The organism is Anaeromyxobacter sp. K (assembly GCF_000020805.1).
GTDB classification, from domain to species: domain Bacteria; phylum Myxococcota; class Myxococcia; order Myxococcales; family Anaeromyxobacteraceae; genus Anaeromyxobacter; species Anaeromyxobacter dehalogenans.
Window position 1 is genome coordinate 2,060,821 of sequence record NC_011145.1, and the last position, 15,525, is coordinate 2,076,345.

Annotated in this window: 10 protein-coding genes; 5 read left to right on the forward strand and 5 right to left on the reverse strand. The window is 75.7% G+C overall.

Annotation, left to right across the window (positions count from 1 at the left end):
• Positions 1–11: 11 nt before the first annotated feature.
• Positions 12–1,010 carry a hypothetical protein gene (locus ANAEK_RS09095; RefSeq protein ID WP_012525860.1) on the reverse strand — a complete coding sequence of 333 codons (999 nt, stop codon included), beginning with the start codon at positions 1,008–1,010 and terminating at the stop codon, positions 12–14.
• A gap of 105 nt (positions 1,011–1,115) precedes the next feature.
• Between ANAEK_RS09095 and ANAEK_RS09100 the strand changes: the two genes are divergently transcribed.
• Entirely contained in the window at positions 1,116–3,080 is a 1,965-nt protein-coding gene (locus ANAEK_RS09100) for an ABC-F family ATP-binding cassette domain-containing protein (protein WP_012525861.1), read from the forward strand.
• Positions 3,081–3,139: 59 nt separating this feature from the next.
• Entirely contained in the window at positions 3,140–3,340 is a 201-nt protein-coding gene (locus ANAEK_RS09105; protein WP_012525862.1) for a hypothetical protein, read from the forward strand.
• Between the two features lie 16 nt (positions 3,341–3,356).
• Here ANAEK_RS09105 and ANAEK_RS09110 read toward each other — a convergent pair whose 3' ends face one another.
• Together ANAEK_RS09110 and fusA are read right to left on the reverse strand one after the other, a co-directional pair.
• Complete coding sequence (locus ANAEK_RS09110) at positions 3,357–3,833, reverse strand: hypothetical protein (protein WP_012525863.1); 477 nt, start codon at positions 3,831–3,833, stop codon at positions 3,357–3,359.
• A gap of 135 nt (positions 3,834–3,968) precedes the next feature.
• Entirely contained in the window at positions 3,969–6,038 is a 2,070-nt protein-coding gene (gene fusA / locus ANAEK_RS09115; protein WP_012525864.1) for an elongation factor G, read from the reverse strand.
• A 116-nt stretch (positions 6,039–6,154) separates the two neighbouring features.
• Here fusA and ANAEK_RS09120 point away from each other — a divergent pair, with 116 nt between their 5' ends.
• Positions 6,155–6,763: a tRNA-uridine aminocarboxypropyltransferase gene (locus ANAEK_RS09120; protein WP_012525865.1), complete on the forward strand. Its 609-nt coding sequence runs from the start codon at positions 6,155–6,157 to the stop codon at positions 6,761–6,763.
• 65 nt (positions 6,764–6,828) lie between these two features.
• Here ANAEK_RS09120 and cls read toward each other — a convergent pair whose 3' ends face one another.
• A complete protein-coding gene (gene cls, locus ANAEK_RS09125) occupies positions 6,829–8,289 on the reverse strand; it encodes a cardiolipin synthase (protein ID WP_012525866.1) in 1,461 nt (486 codons plus the stop codon).
• A gap of 154 nt (positions 8,290–8,443) precedes the next feature.
• Between cls and ANAEK_RS09130 the strand changes: the two genes are divergently transcribed.
• Positions 8,444–10,711 carry a hypothetical protein gene (locus ANAEK_RS09130; RefSeq protein WP_012525867.1) on the forward strand — a complete coding sequence of 756 codons (2,268 nt, stop codon included), beginning with the start codon at positions 8,444–8,446 and terminating at the stop codon, positions 10,709–10,711.
• Here ANAEK_RS09130 and pepF read toward each other — a convergent pair.
• Positions 10,708–12,672 carry an oligoendopeptidase F gene (gene pepF, locus ANAEK_RS09135; protein ID WP_012525868.1) on the reverse strand — a complete coding sequence of 655 codons (1,965 nt, stop codon included), beginning with the start codon at positions 12,670–12,672 and terminating at the stop codon, positions 10,708–10,710. The genes ANAEK_RS09130 and pepF overlap by 4 nt on opposite strands.
• A 211-nt stretch (positions 12,673–12,883) precedes the next feature.
• On the opposite strand from pepF, the gene ANAEK_RS09140 reads away from it, so the two are divergent.
• On the forward strand, positions 12,884–15,523 hold the full coding sequence (locus ANAEK_RS09140; protein ID WP_012525869.1) for an AsmA-like C-terminal region-containing protein: 2,640 nt from the start codon (positions 12,884–12,886) through the stop codon (positions 15,521–15,523).
• Positions 15,524–15,525 lie beyond the last annotated feature (2 nt).

Sequence of the window (15,525 nt, forward strand, 5' to 3'; positions counted from 1 at the left end):
CCGTGCCTGCCTCAGGGTTCGCCCGGGGTCGAGGCGCGGGAGGCGACCTCCTCGGCGGCGCGGACGTCCCCCGGCGCCCCGAACCGCCGCGCCAGCGCCACCGCGCGCTGGGCCGCCACCCGGGCGGCGCCGCGGTGCCCGGCCGCGAGCAGCCGCCGGGCCAGCGTGGCGGAGGCGGTGCTCGCCGCGCGCAGGCTGCCGCTCCGCTCGCCGAGCTGCGCCGCCTTCCGCAGCAGCACGCGCTGCTCCTCCTCGGCGGTGCCGCGCTCCGCGAGCACTTCCGCGAGCGCGATCTGGGCCCAGGGCACGAACGCGGCCGCGCCGGCCTGCTCGCGCAGCGCGAGCGACTGCCGGAAGCCGAGCTCGGCGCGCGCGAGCTCGCCGCGGTCCTGGTCCAGCCCGGCCAGGTGGCGCTCCATGTTGGACAGCATGAAGTCGTCGCCGAGCCGCCGGGCGCGCGCGGCGCCGTCCTCGAGGAGCGCGCGCGCCGCCTCCGGCCGCCCCAGCCGATCCTCGGCGAGCGCCTGGTGGAAGATCGCCTCGGCCTCCAGGCGCGGGTCGCCGGCGTGCCCCGCGGCGGCGCGCGCCTCCCGGATCGCGGCGGCGGCCGCGCGCATCCGCGACGGGTCGTCGAGCGCCTCGAAGAAGACGCGCCGCGCGTGGACGAGCAGCGCGGTGGCCAGCACGCGCGGATCGCCGGAATCGCGCGCGGCGGCGAGCGCCCGGTCGGCGGCGCTGGCGGCCTCCCGCGGCGCGTGCCGGTGGAACTCGCTCCGGTCCACCGCGATGCGCGCCAGCAGCACGGCCAGGTCCGCGCGCACCTTCGCCGGGACCTCGCCGCAGGCGAGCTCGCGCTCCACCGCGGCGCGGGCCGCGTCCCAGCGCCCCTCGAGCAGGTCCTGCTCGACGCGCGCGGAGAGCTGGGGATCCGGCCCGACCTTCCCGGGCAGCGGGGTGGCGGCGGCGAGGTGGAGGAGGGCGAGGGCGAGCGCTGGGGGGGGCGGGAACATCGGGTCGATCTCGGGCGCGGGGGCCGCTCGGGATGGGAGGGGCAGGCGGCCGGCTTGTGACCTCGAGCCGGCCCGCCGGGGCCGCGCCGGTGCTATGAAGGCGCGGTGACGCTCCTGCACGCGGCCGGCCTCGGCCTCTCCTTCGGCAGCCGCACCCTGTTCGACGGCCTGACGTTCACCATCGAGGAGGGAGAGCGCGTCGGCCTGGTCGGCGTGAACGGCGCCGGCAAGTCGTCGCTCATGCGCATCCTGGCGCGCGCCGCCGAGCCGGACCGCGGCGAGGTGCAGCTCCGCCGCGGCGCGCTGGTGACGTACCTGCCGCAGGAGCCGGCGTTCCCGGCGGACGCCACCGTCGCGTCCGAGCTCGAGGTCGCGCGCGCGCCGCTGCGCGCCGCGCTGGAGGCGCACGCCGCGCTCGCGGCGCGGCTGGAGACGGAGCAGGACGGCGCGGCGCACGCGCGGCTCCTCGGCGAGATGGCGGCGCTGTCGGATCGGATCGAGCACCTGGGCGGCTGGGACACGGCGCACGAGGCGCGGCGGCTGCTCGACCGGCTCGGCGTGCCGGACTGGGATCGCGCGGTGGCCGAGCTGTCGGGCGGCGCCCGCAAGCGCGTCGCCATCGCCCGGGCCCTGCTCACGCGGCCGGACCTGCTGCTGCTCGACGAGCCCACCAACCACCTCGACGCGGACACGGTGGACTGGCTGGAGGAGGAGCTGGATCGGCTCGACGGCGCGCTCCTGCTCGTCACGCACGACCGCTACTTCCTCGACGACCTGGTGGACCGCGTCGTCGAGATCACGCCCGGCGCCGGCGTCACCAGCTACCCGGGCAACTACGAGGCGTACCTCGAGCAGAAGCTGGAGGCGGAGGCGCTCGCCGCGACCGCGCAGCACAAGCAGGAGCGCTGGATCGCGCAGGAGGTGGCGTGGCTCCGGCGCGGCGTGGAGGCGCGGCGCACCAAGAGCAAGGCGCGCATCGAGCGGGCGCGGCGGCTGATGGCCGAGCGCGGGTACCAGCGGCCGCGCGCGGCCGAGCTGCGGCTGGCGGAGGCGCCGCGGCTGTCGCAGGTGGTGCTGGAGGCGCACGGGGTGGAGAAGCGCTTCGGCGAGCGGACCGTCCTGCGCGACGTCGAGGTGGTGCTGCAGCGCGGCGAGCGGCTCGGCATCGTCGGCCCGAACGGCGCCGGCAAGACCACGTTCCTGCGCGTGCTCCTCGGGGAGCTCGCGCCGGACGCGGGCGAGGTGGTGGTGGGCAAGCGCACCCGCGTCGCCTACTACGATCAGCAGCGCGCCGGGCTCGATCCCGAGCAGACGGTCTACGAGGCCGCCGGGGGCTCGCCGCCCGGGCGCACCGGCGAGGACTTCGTCGAGCTGTCCGGCAAGCGCGTGGCGCTCCGCGACTACCTCGACGACCTGCTGTTCCCGCCCACCATGCAGCGCATGCAGGTGAAGGCGCTCTCCGGCGGCGAGCGCAACCGGCTGCTGCTGGCGCGCCTGTTCCTGGAGGGCGCGAACGTGCTCGTGCTCGACGAGCCGACCAACGACCTCGACCTCGTCACGCTGAACGTGCTCGAGGGCCTGCTCCTCGGGTTCGACGGGACGGTGCTGCTCGTCACGCACGACCGCTACTTCCTCGACAAGGTGGCGACGTCGATCCTGGCGCTGGAGGGCGACGGGCGCGCGATCCGGTACCCGGGCAACTACGAGACGTACCGGACGCTGAAGGAGCAGGCGGCGGCCGCGGCGGCGCCCGAGGTCGCGCCGCCCGGCGGACGCACGCGGGAGGCGCCCACCGCGGCGGGCGCGGGCGCGGCGGAGCCGAGGGCGCGCAGGCCCGGCAAGCTCTCCTTCAAGGAGCAGCGCGAGCTGGAGGGGATGGAGGTCGCGATCCTCGCGGCCGAGGAGCGCAAGGCCGCGCTCGAGGCGACGCTCGCAGATCCGGAGACGTACCGCCGGGACGGCGCGGCCGTGGCCGGGATGCGCGAGGAGCTGGAGCGGCTCGCGGCCGAGGTGGAGCGGCTGTACGCGCGCTGGCAGGAGCTGGAGTCGTTCCGCGGCGGCGGCGCCTAGCCCGGGCGTGGCGGCGGCCGCTGCGGCGCGGCCGGGTTCGCGGTATCCTCCGCGCCCCCATGAGCGTGTGGCACGTCCAGGTGAACGGCGTCCCGGCCTGCACCTCGCCGGTGATCACGGAGGAGGAGCGGCTCGAGCCGCCGGTGTGCGGCGCGCGCAACCGACAGCGCGCCGAGGAGTACGCGGCGATGCTCCGCGAGCGCCACCCGGGCGAGGCCGTCGAGGTGGTCGAGCACGGCTGCCCGATGCGCGGCGAGTGAGCGGCGCCGACCGGCGCTAGTCGTGCGGCTTGTTCTCGGCGTCGAGCTTCCAGCGCAGCGTGACCATCACCTTGCCCCACCCGCGCGCCCCGGGCGTGCCGCCGGGCTCGCCGGGACGGAAGTCCACGCGGAGGTTCGCGTTGGCGATGTACCCGGCCACGGTGGAGAGCGCGGGGATGGGCGCGCGCGAGAGGATGCCCAGCACGAGGTCGGTGCGGCTGGCCCGGTAGAGGGGGCCGGAGTCGGGCATGGCGGAGGCCTGGAGCTGGCAGACCTCCGGGGGGCAGACGGGCCCCTGACGCCGCAGCTCGCCCTCCGGCTCCTCCAGGGGGGAGGCCTGCCGCGAGGCAGCGGGCGCGGGCGCCTGCGCGACCAGGGCGCTCCGGGAGGAGGCCAGGCCGAGCCTCGGGAGCGCGGCCCGGCGGCCGTCGTCGCCCGCGAGGGCGGGGAGCGAGGAGGCGAGCAGCGCGAGCGCGAGCAGGGATCGGAGCATCTCCGATCAACCTGCGCGCTGGCGCGCGCCGGAACAACGCCGCCCGGCGGTACGCCCTGCCCGGCGCCGGGCAGGGGGTTGGCTCGCCGGAGTCAGCGGCGTCCGCCGTCGCCGGCGCCGCGGCCCAGCGCGGCGTCAGCCGGCCACGTCGAAGCGGTCGAAGCGCATGGTGAACAGCGCGCGCCCCTGCGTCGCCGATCGCAGCTCGGTGGCGTAGCCGAACATGCGCCGGAGCGGGGCCTCGCAGGTGATCACCTTGACCGCCTCGCCCCGGTCGGCCACGTCCAGCACGGTGCCCTTGCGCCGGTCGAGGCTCCCGATGACCTCGCCCAGGTGCTCCGACGGGAGCACGATCTCGACGCGCATGAGCGGCTCGAGGATCACCGGGCGGGCCTTTGCGGCGGCCGTCCGCACCGCGTCGGCGGCGGCGACCTTGTATGCGAACGGCTTCGACGCGCCCTCGCGCCAGGTCGCGCCGGTGAGCGTCACCCGGACGTCCTGCAGCGGGTGACCCTCCAGCGCCCCCGCCTCGGCCGCCTCGCGCGCGCCGTCCTCCGCCATGCGGCGCACCTCCGGTCGGAGGAACGGGAGCGCGGCCGCCTCGGGCGAGACCTCGAAGCGGAAGCCGCCGCCGCGCGGCAGCGGCCCGACCGCGACCGACACCTGCCCGTAGATCTCCTCGTCCTCGAGCCTGCGCTCGAAGGTGGCCTCGGCGGCGGCCTCCGCCGAGAGCGTCTCGCGCAGCAGCACCTGCGGCTGGCCGGTGCGGACCGCGAGCCCGAACTCCCGCCGGAGCCGCTCGGCCACGACGTCGAGGTGCAGCTCGCCCATGCCCGACACGAGCAGCTGGCCGGTGTCGGGGTCCTCGCCCCACCGGAACGTCGGATCCTCGTCGGCGACCCGCGCGAGCGCCTCCAGCAGGAGCTCGCGATCCTTCTGCGAGGCGGCCTCGATGGCCTCGGAGATGACCGGATCGTAGGACGAGAGCCGCTCGAGCAGCAGCGGGTGGGCCTTGTCGGTGAGCGTGTCGCCGGTGCGGGTCTCCTTCAGGCCCGCCACGGCGAAGAGCTGGCCGGCGCCGAGCGACGGCACGCGCTCCTTCTGCGCGGCGTGCATGAGCAGCACGCGCCCGACCTTCTCGAACTTCCGCTGGCTCGCGTTCCACACCGCGTCGCCCTCGGCGATCCGCCCGGAGTACACGCGCAGGAACACGTACCGGCGCCGCTCGTCGAGCAGCGAGACCTTGAACGCGAGCGCCAGCAGCGGGGCGCCGTCGGTCGGCGGGCGCCGCTCCTCCTCGCCGGTGTCGGGGTGGACGCCCGCCGGCGGGGGCACGTCGAGCGGGGAGGGGAGCCAGTCGCAGACGGCGTCGAGCACCTGCGGGATGCCCTTGTTGCGCAGCGCCGAGCCGCACAGCAGCGGCACGAACCGGCCCGAGAGCGTGGCGCGCCGGATGGCGGACCGCAGCCCCTCCTCGTCGAGGTCGCGGTCCGACAGCACCGCCTCGGCCGCCGCGTCGTCGAGGTCGGCGAGCGCGGCCACCAGCGCGGCGCGCTCGGCCTCGCCCTCGGCCGAGATGCCCGGCTCGGCGGTGAACGCGCGCGGGTCGTCGGGATCGCCGAACCGGACGGTGCGCCGGGCCACCAGGTCCTCGAACCCGGAGAAGGCCGCCTCCGCGCCGAGCGGCCGCTGCACCGCCGCGACCACGTGGTCGGGGAAGTGCTTGCGCATCGAGGCGAGCGTGTGCCCGAGGTCGGCGCCGACGCGGTCCATCTTGTTCGCGAACGCGATGCGCGGCACGCGGTAGCGGTCGGCCTGCCGCCAGACGGTCTCGCTCTGCGGCTCCACCCCGTGCGCCGCGTCGAACACCGCCACCGCCCCGTCGAGCACGCGCAGCGAGCGCTCGACCTCGATGGTGAAGTCCACGTGGCCGGGCGTGTCGATGAGGTGCAGCTCGTGCGCGCGCCACTCCAGCCGGGTCACGGCGGAGGTGATGGTGATCCCGCGCTCGCGCTCGAGGTCCATCCAGTCCATCACCGCGGCGCCCTCGTGCACCTCGCCCATCTTGTGGGTGCGGCCGGCGACGAACAGGAGGCGCTCGGTGAGCGTCGTCTTGCCGGCGTCGATGTGCGCCATGATCCCGAGGTTGCGGATGGCGCGCATGCGCCGCTCCGACGCCGTCCCCTCGCCGCGTGGCTCCCCCATGCACCGACCCTCCGCCCGCCGCCCCGCCTCCGGCCGCGCGCTCCGGGAAGTATACGTCCATCCCCACGGCGCGACCGGTTCCGGATCCGCGGCGCTTCGACTAGGCTCCGCGTCCCGTGCGAGAGCTCTGCCGCCGCTGCCTGCGCCCCACCGCCCTCTGCCTGTGCGCTTCGCTCCCGGCGGTGCGCGCGCGGACGCGCGTGGTGATCCTCCAGCATCCCCGCGAGGCCAGGCTCGCCATCTGCACCGCCTGGCTGACGCGCCTGGCGCTGGAGCGCTGCGAGCTGCACCGGGGCGTCCGCTTCGAGGATCACCCGCGCGTGCGCGCGGTGGTGGCCGACCCGGGGACGGCGCTGCTGTTCCCGGGGGAGGGCTCGGTGCCCGCCGCGGCGCGCGCCGCCGACCCGCCCCGGGTGCTGATGGCGGTGGACGGCACCTGGCACCAGGCGCGGAAGATGGTGGAGGCGAGCCCGTCGCTGGCGGCGTTGCCGCGGATCTCGGTCGTGCCCGACGGGCCGGGCGGCTACGCCGGGCTGCGGCGCGAGCCGGAGCCGGAGTACCTCTCCACGCTCGAGGCGGTGGCGCTCGCGCTCGGCGCGCTGGAGCAGGACCCGGCCCGCTTCGAGCCCATGCGCGAGGCGTTCCGGAAGATGGTGGCGCAGCAGCTGGAGTGCGCGCGCGGGGCGCGGCGCAACCCGCGGCACCGCGGCGGCGCCGGCGCCTGACGCCGGAACGCAGCCGGCTTGCGGGGAGGGGCCGCAGCCGCGGGACGCGGCGGCCGCAGCCCTCGCTACAGCTGCGGTGCCAGCAGCCGCGCCGCGCTGGCGCCGAGGCGCGAAAGGAACGGCGCGTCGGCCTCGCGCGTGGTCTTGGGCCGGGCCACCTCGAGATCGCGCTCGAACAGCTCCGCGAGCGCCTGCACCGCGGGGGCGCCGTACAGCACGGCCGTGACCTCGAAGTTGAGGCGCAGGCTTCGGTTGTCGAGGTTGGCGGTGCCGATCATCCCGACGTCCTGGTCCACGAGGCAGGTCTTGGCGTGGAGCATGCGCGGCCCGTAGAGCCAGATCCGCGCGCCGGCCGCGAGCAGCGCGTCGTGGTACGTGCGCGAGGCGGCGTCCACCACCCGCGAGTCGGTGCGGCGCGGCAGCAGCAGGCGCACGTCCACGCCGCGGAGCGCGGCGCTGGTCAGCGCCGCGAGCATGGCCTCGTCGGGCACGAAGTACGGGGTGGTGATCCACACGCGCTCGCGCGCGCCGCCGATCGCGGCCACGTGGAGCTGGCCGACCGTGGACGTGTCCTGGTCCGGGCCGGACGGAACGATCTGCACCTCGTGCGACCCGGGCGGCTCGTCGGGGAAGTACGGCCGGAGCCCGCCCGCCGGCAGCGGCGAGCCGGTCTTGCCGGTGGCGAAGGCCCAGTTCTCGAGGAAGGTGAGCTGCAGGCCGTGGACCGCGGCCCCCTCGATGCGCACCGTGGTGTCCCGCCAGGCGGACCGGCCCACCGCCGCGGCGCTCTGGTCGTCCGACACGTTCATCCCGCCGGTGAAGCCCACCCGCCCGTCGCACACCACGATCTTCCGGTGGGTGCGGAAGTTCGCCGAGCCGCCGCGCAGCCGCGACACGAGCATCGGATTGAAGCGCTCCACCTCGCCGCCCGCCTCGCGGAGCGGCGCGAGCAGCGCGGCGCCGAGCCGCGGCGACCCCGCGTCGTCCACCAGCAGCCGCACCTGCACGCCGCGGCGGGCGGCGGCGGCCAGGGCGGCGAGCACGCGCGCGCCGGTCCGGTCGCGCTCGAAGATGTACATCTCGACGTGGACGTGGTGCCGCGCGGCCGCGAGGTCTCGCTCCAGCGCCTCGAAGTGGTCGTCGCCCTCCGAGAAGAGGACGACCGTTCGCGCGGTCTCGGGCGGCGGCGCCTGGAGCCGGATCGCGAGCCGCGCGAGCTGGCCCATGCTGGAGAGATCGCGCGCGGTGGCCCGATCCCACGCCTCCAGGTAGGCGCCGCGGGCGCGCTTCAGCACGTTCAGGCGCAGCTTCTTGCGGTCGAGCCGCCGGGGCCCGACCACCAGGTACACCGCCACGCCCACCACCGGCATGGCGGCGAGCGCCAGGATCCAGGCCAGCGTGGCGGTGGGGGAGCGGCGCTCCAGCAGGATCCAGCAGCTCGCCGCGACCACCCAGGCCGCCTCGAGCACGCCGAGCACGCCCGGCGAGGGCAGCGCGTCGAGGAGCGCGAGGTCCGGGGTCCACATCTTCGCGATTCTACACACGCAGCGGGCGGGCGTGCCGGCGCCCGCCGGGCCGTGCGGCCGACCGCGCGGTACCCACCCGCCCGCGGCATGGGATACAACGGACCGGTCCACCGCCCGTGCGCTCGCCGGGCGGCTGCCTGCACCGGGGGAGTCCATGTCCGAGCCCGCCGCCGCGGTTCCCGCCACGCCGCCGCCACCGTCCGCGCCCGTCCCGCGCGCGCCGCAGAAGCGCGCCGGCCCGCACCGCTGGCGCTTCTATCGCGTCGGCGGCCTGGAGCAGCCCTACCTCGAGACCGGCGAGGACCTCGCGCGCCTCGCCGAGCTGGACCAGAAGCTCTGGGTGGCGCTCTCCTGCCCGACGCGGGGCCTGGAGCTCGACGCGCGCACCCTGGAGCTGCTCGACCTGGATCGCGACGGCCGCGTCCGCGCGCCGGAGGTGCTGGCCGCGCTGCGCTGGTGCGAGGAGCGGCTGGTGGACCTGGAGTCGCTGCTGCGCGGCGGGGACGCGCTGCCGCTCGCCGACATCGACGCCGCGAAGCCGGCGGGGCACGTGCTGCTCGGCGCCGCGCGCCAGGTGCTGTTCCACCTCGGGAAGCCGGAGGCGTCCGCGGTGCTGCCGGCCGACGTGGCCGACCTGACCAGGCTGTACGAGCGCACGCGCTTCAACGGCGACGGCGTGGTGCCGCCCGAGACCGCCGACGATCCCGAGGTGCGCCAGGCCATCGCCGACGCGATCGCCTGCGCCGGCAGCGAGCGCGACCGGAGCGGCAACCCCGGCATCGACCGCAAGCGGCTCGACGCCTTCTTCGAGGACCTGGCGAAGCTCGACGCCTGGGCCCGGGCCGGCGAGGCGCCGGACGTGGCGTTCCTGGGCGAGGCGACCGCGGCGGCCTGGGAGGCGTTCCGGACGGTGAAGGAGAAGGTCGACGACCACTTCGTCCGCTGCCGGCTGGCCGCGCTCGACCCGCGCGCCGCGGTGGCCATGAACCGGTCCGAGCCGGAGCTGGTGGCGCTCGCGGCCCGCGACCTGGCCCGGTCGCGCGACGAGGTGGCCGCGTTCCCGCTCGCGCGGGTGGAGCCCGGGCGCCCGCTGCCGCTCGGCGGCCCGCTGAACCCGGCCTGGGCCGCGGCGCTGGCCGCGCTGCGCGAGAAGGTGGTCGCGCCGGTCCTCGGGGCGGACAAGGCCGCGCTCACGGCCGACGAGTGGGAGCTGCTCTCGGCGCGCTTCCTGCCGTACCAGGCGTGGCTCGGGGCCAGGCCCGCGCAGGCGGTGGAGCCGCTCGGCGTGCCGCGCGTGCGGGCGCTGCTCGCCATGGGGAAGGCGCCCATCGAGGCGCTCGTGGCGCGCGACCTCGCCCTCGAGGCGGAGGAGGCGGCCATCGGCGACGTGGTGCGGATGGTGCACTACCACCGCGACCTGGCGCTGCTGCTCCGCAACTTCGTCTCGTTCGCCGACTTCTACGACCCGCGCCGCCCGGCCGTGTTCCAGGCGGGCACGCTGTACCTCGACGGCCGGAGCTGCGACCTGTGCGTGCGGGTGGACGACCCGGGCGCGCACGCGGTGCTGGCCGCCCACTCGCGCATGTACATCGCCTACTGCGACTGCCGCCGCCCCGGCGGCGAGGCCATGAAGATCGCGGCCTGCTTCACGCAGGGTGACTCGGACTACCTGATGGTGGGGCGGAACGGCCTGTTCTACGACCGGCAGGGGCGGGACTGGGACGCCACCATCGTGAAGATCGTGGACAACCCGATCTCCATCCGCCAGGCGTTCTTCTCGCCGTACAAGAAGTTCCTGCGGATGATCGAGGACCAGGTGGCGCGGTTCGCCGCCGCGAAGGAGAAGGCGTCGGAGGCGCGCCTCGCCGCGGGCGCGGAGGCGGGGGTGGGCGCGGCCACCGGCGGGAAGCCGCCGGTCCCGGCCGCGGTGGACGTCGGCAAGATGGTCGGGATCGTCGCCGCCCTGGGCGTCGGCGCCGGCGCCATCGGCACGCTGCTCGGCGGGCTGGTGTCGGGCTTCGTCGGGCTGGAGCCGTGGTGGGCGAAGGCGGTGGCGGTGCTGGGCGTGCTGCTCGTCGTCTCCGGGCCGTCCATGCTCATCGCGTGGCTGAAGCTGCGGCAGCGGAACATCGGCCCGGTGCTGGACGCGAACGGCTGGGCCGTGAACGGGCGGGTGAAGGTGAACGTGCCGCTGGGCGCGGCGCTGACCCACGCGGCGGCGCTGCCGCCCGGCGCGCGCCGCACGCTCGACGATCCCTACGAGGATCGCAGGGCGCGGACGCGCCGCCGGCTGGCCTGGCTCGTGGTGCTGGCGGTGCTCGCCGGCCTGCTGCTGGCGCGCCGCGCGCACGTGTGGCCGTTCGCGCCGCACGCGCCGGAGGCGCCGCCCCCCGCGGTGTCGCCGGTGGTGCCGGGCCGCTAGCGGCCCTTCGTGGGCTGCGTGGGCTGCGCGGGCTGCGCGGGCTGCGCGGGCGCCGCCGGCCGGCCGGCCGCGCCCGGGGTCCGCTTCAGGATGCGCTCCATCTCGTCCATGGTGGCGTTCATCTCCTCCATGGCGGCCGCGAACGGCGCGGGCGTGGTCATGTCCACCCCCGCCTCGCGCAGCAGGTCGACCGGGTAGCGCGAGCCGCCCGCGGCGAGCATGGCCAGGTAGCGATCGCGTGCCCCGGTGCGCCCCTGCGCCTCGTCCTCGCGGATGGCGCGGGCGATGGCGGTGGAGGCGACCAGGCTGGTCGCGTACTGGTACACGTAGAAGTCGTAGTGGAAGAAGTGCTGGATGTAGGTCCACTCGGCGCCGTAGAGGTCGGCCACCTGGCAGACGCCGGCGTCGTGCCCGTAGTACCTGCGCACCAGCCCCAGGTAGAGCGCGCTCATCTTCTCGCCGGTGAGCGCCTCGCCCTTCTCGGCGAGCTGGTGGATGGCGAGCTCGAACTCCGCGAACATGGTCTGGCGGAACAGGGTGGTGCGCAGCGACTCCAGGCGGTTCCCGAGCAGCGCCAGCCGCTCGCCGTCGTCCTTCGCCTGTCCGATGGCGCGGCGGAACAGCAGGTTCTCGTTGAGCGTGGAGGCCACCTCGGCGACGAACGTGGCGTAGTTCGAGGTGGCGTAGGGCTGCTTCTCGAACGCGAGCACCGTGTGCATCGAGTGCCCGGCCTCGTGCGCGAGCGTGGAGACGTCGGTCCACTGACCGTTGAAGTTGAGGAGCTGGTACGGGTGCACGCCGTACACGCCGGTGGAGTACGCGCCGGCCCGCTTGCCGGTGACCGGGAGGAAGTCGGTCCACCCGGACTGGAACCCGCCGCGCAGCTTCGCGACGTAGGCGTCGCCGAGCGGCTTCACCGCGTCGAGCGTGAGCGCCACCGCCTGGTCCACGTCGTAGCGGCGGTCCACCGCCTTCACCAGCGGGACGTACAGGTCCTCGTAGCGGAGCCGCTGCAGGCCGAGCATGCGCTGCCTGAGCTTCAGGTAGCGGTGCAGGGTGGGGAGGTTCGCGTTCACGTCCGCCACCAGCCGCTCGTACACGGCGGTGGGCACGTTGTCGCGGAACAGCGCCGCCGCGAGCGACGAGTCGAACCGGCGCACGTCCCGCTCGAACAGGTGCGCCTTCACCTGCGCGTACAGGGCCGTGCCGATGGTGCGCTCGTACTGCTTCAGCGCGCCGAAGTACGCGTGGAAGACCTTCTCGCGGTCGGCGGCCACCGGGCTGGTGCGCGAGCGCTCGTAGCCCGCCTGGTCCAGCCGGACCGCGCCGGTGGAGAGCTTCACGGTGGGGAAGGGCAGGTCCGCGTTGAGCAGGACCGAGTGCACGTCGCGCCCGGCGCCGTCGAGGTCGCCGGTCTTCGCCACGATCCGCTCCTCGCCGGCGGGCAGCGTGTGCGGCTTCCAGCGGAGCGTGTCGTCGAGGAAGAACGCCCACTCGCGCAGGCGCGGGTCCTCGCCCAGGAAGCGCTTCACCGTCTCCGGCGGCAGATCCAGCACCGCCGGCCGCACCCAGGACAGCGCCGCCTGGGCCTCGACCGCGAGCCGCTCCGCCTCCGCGCGCATGGCGCGCGGCCCGGGCTCGCGCGTGTCCTCGTCGGCGCGCGCGGAGGCGTACACGTAGACGCGCTCGAGCGCGTTCTGCAGCGCGCCCATCTCCGAGAGCGCGTCGGCGAGCGCCCTGGCCGAGTCGCCGAGGTGCCCGCGGTGCCGGTCGAAGCCGGGGAGCCGGCTGGCCAGGTCCGCCCGCGCCCTGGCCCAGGCCGCGTCGTCCGGGAACAGGTCGGCGAGCTTCCACTTGTAGCGGTCCGGCACCTGGGCGCGGCTCGTGGCGGGCTGCGCCGGGGGCTTCGCGGGGGCCGCGGCGAGGGTGAGGGCGGCGAGCAGGGCGATCGGGGTGGGCACGGCGGCGCTCCGGGCGAGGTGTCGGCGAACGAACCATCCAGCCTGCCACGGGCCGGCCCGGCCGGGGAGGATTTGCAGGGTGCCTCCCGGCCCCGTCGCCCGGCGCCCCGCCGCCCGGTCGCCCGGGGCCGCGCCGGGGCGCGCGCCGCCGTCGCCCCGGCGCAGGACGCTCCGTGCTGACAACCCGCCCGCTCCGACGTAGCCTCCCGCCATGTCTCCCGCTCGCTCCCGCCGCTGGCCGAAGGTCCTCGGGGTCGTCGTCGCGGTCGTCGTGGTCCTCGGGATTGCCGCCGTGCTGCTGCTCGATCGCATCCTCCTCTCGCAGGTCCGCAAGCAGACGGACCGGCTCTCGCAGCAGCTCGGGCGCCCGGTGGCCGTGGAGCGCGTGAAGACCCGGCTCCTCGGCGGCGTGGGCGTGCGCGTCGCCGGCGTGTCGGTCGGCGCCGGGGAGGGCGAGGACCGCCCGCTCGCCACGCTGGAGCGCGCCGAGGTCGAGGTGAACCTGGTCGGGGCGCTGCTCTCGGGCGGGAAGCGCGTGACCGTCCGCGAGGCGGTCGTGGACGGACTGCGGGTGAACGTGATCCGCTTCCCCGACGGGACCACGAACCTGGAGCGCGTGGCGAAGCGGCTGCAGGAGACGTCCGCGAAGGAGCCCGCGGCGGAGGCGCCGGCGGGCGAGCAGAAGCCGGCGGACCTCTCGGCGGTGCGGGTGGACCGCGCCGCGGTGGAGAACGCGCGCATCGCGTTCCTGGACCGGAGCGTGAAGGGCGCCGAGGAGCTGTACGTGGACGACCTCGACGTCGAGGTGCGCGACCTGCGCGCCGGCCGGCCGCTCGAGGTGGTCCTGAAGGCGGCGGTGCTGGCGAAGGCGCAGAACCTGGAGCTGCGGGTGAAGGCGGCGCCGCTGCCGCCCACGCTGGTGCCCACGCCCGAGCAGCTGACGCTGAAGGTCCAGCCCATCGACCTCGGGCCGCTCGCGCCGTTCGTGCCCGGCGAGGCCGGGTTCCGCGGCGGCCGCTTCCAGGCCGACCTGGCGGTGGCGCTGGGGGCGGCGGTGCCGGGCGGCAGCGGGCGCACCACGGTGAAGGGCGGCTTCCGCGCCGACCAGCTCGCCTTCGCCGGGCAGGAGGGCGGCAAGAAGCTGGACGCGGCGCTCGACGCCGACCTGGACGCCGACGCGGAGAAGGGCGACCTGCGCATCGGCAAGCTCGAGCTCACCGCCGGGCCGGTGGGCCTCACCGGCCACGGCGCCGCCACCGGGCTGCGCGGCGACGCGCCGCGCGTGCAGGGGCTGGAGATCGTCTCCCGGGGGCTCGACCTCGCCGCGCTCACCGCCTACTACCCGCCGCTCCGGAAGCAGCTGGGCGGGAACGTGGTGGCCGGGCCCATCGGGCTATCGCTGAAGGGCTCGGGCGGGCAGGCGGCGCAGTCGCTCGAGCTGCGGGTGGACCTCGGCCCGGTCCACCTGTCCATCCCGCGGCAGCTCTCGAAGGCGGCCGGCGCGCCCATGTCGCTCGTGGCCCGCGCCGACCTGGCGCAGCAGGGCGGCGTGGTCCGCTTCGACGCGAGCGCCGACCTCGCCGGCGTGGACCTGCGGCCGGGCGGCTCCGTCGCGAAGAAGCCGGGCGATCCCATGTCGGCGCGCGCGGCCGGCACGTACCGCAAGGCCGGCGCGGAGCAGCAGGTGGAGCTGACGCGGCTCGACCTGGACCTGCTCGGCGACGCGCTGGCCGGGAAGGCCCGGGTGGCCATGGGCGGCACGAAGGAGAGGCCCACCACGCGCTTCGACGCGGAGCTGTCCGGCCAGCGGCTCGATCTCGACCGGCTGCTCATCCCGGCGCCGGAGGGGGCTCCGGAGCCGCCGAAGCAGGCGGAGGCCTCGAAGCCGCTCGACCCGAAGACGTTCGCGGGGATCTCCGGAACGGCGAGCGTGCGGCTCGGCCTGCTGCGCATGAAGCAGCAGGACCTGCGCGACGTGGTGCTGAAGGTGAAGGTGGTGGAGGACGCGGTGACGCTGGAGGAGGCGCGGCTGGTCGCGTTCGGCGGCAACGTGTCCGCGGGCGGCACCGCGGTGAAGCTCGCCCACCCGGAGGAGCCGTTCAAGATCGACGTGACCATGAAGGGCGTGGAGGGCGAGCAGATGCTGGCGCTCTTCTCGAAGCGCAAGGTGCTCGGCGGTAAGCTCGACGCGGCGCTGCAGCTCACCGGCAAGGGCACCTCGCTCGACCCCATCAAGCAGAGCGCCACCGGCTCGCTCACCGGCGACCTGCGCGACGGCGCGTTCTTCGGGAAGGACCTGGTGGCCGCGGTCGCCGCGCCCATCGCCTCGAAGCTCCCGTTCGCGGGCGGGCGCGTCACCGAGGGCGGCTCGACCAGCCTGGGCAAGCAGCTCGGCTTCGCGTTCCAGATCGCGAACGGCGTGGCGAAGCTCACCAAGCCGATCACGATCAAGACCGGGGACAACGCGCTCTCGTTCGACGGCGGCGTGCGGCTGGACGGCACGCTGCAGATGCCGACCACGCTGGAGCTCGGCCCGGAGGTGATCGCGAAGATCACCGGCGGCCGGGCGAAGACGAGCGCGCCCATCCCGGTGACGTTCAACCTCTCCGGCCCGGCCTGGAGCCCGCGCCTCGACGGGCTCGCGCTCGACGCGGCGGTGCAGGCCATCGCGAAGCAGGCGGCGACCTCGGTCGCCGGGAAGCTCCTCGGCGACAAGGCGGGCGCGGCCGGCGCGGACCTCGAGAAGCAGAAGGCCGCGGCGGAGCAGAAGGCGCGCGACGAGGCCCAGAAGCGGAAGCAGCAGCTCGAGGAGGAGGCGCGGAAGAAGCTGAAGGGGCTGTTCGGGCGCTAGCG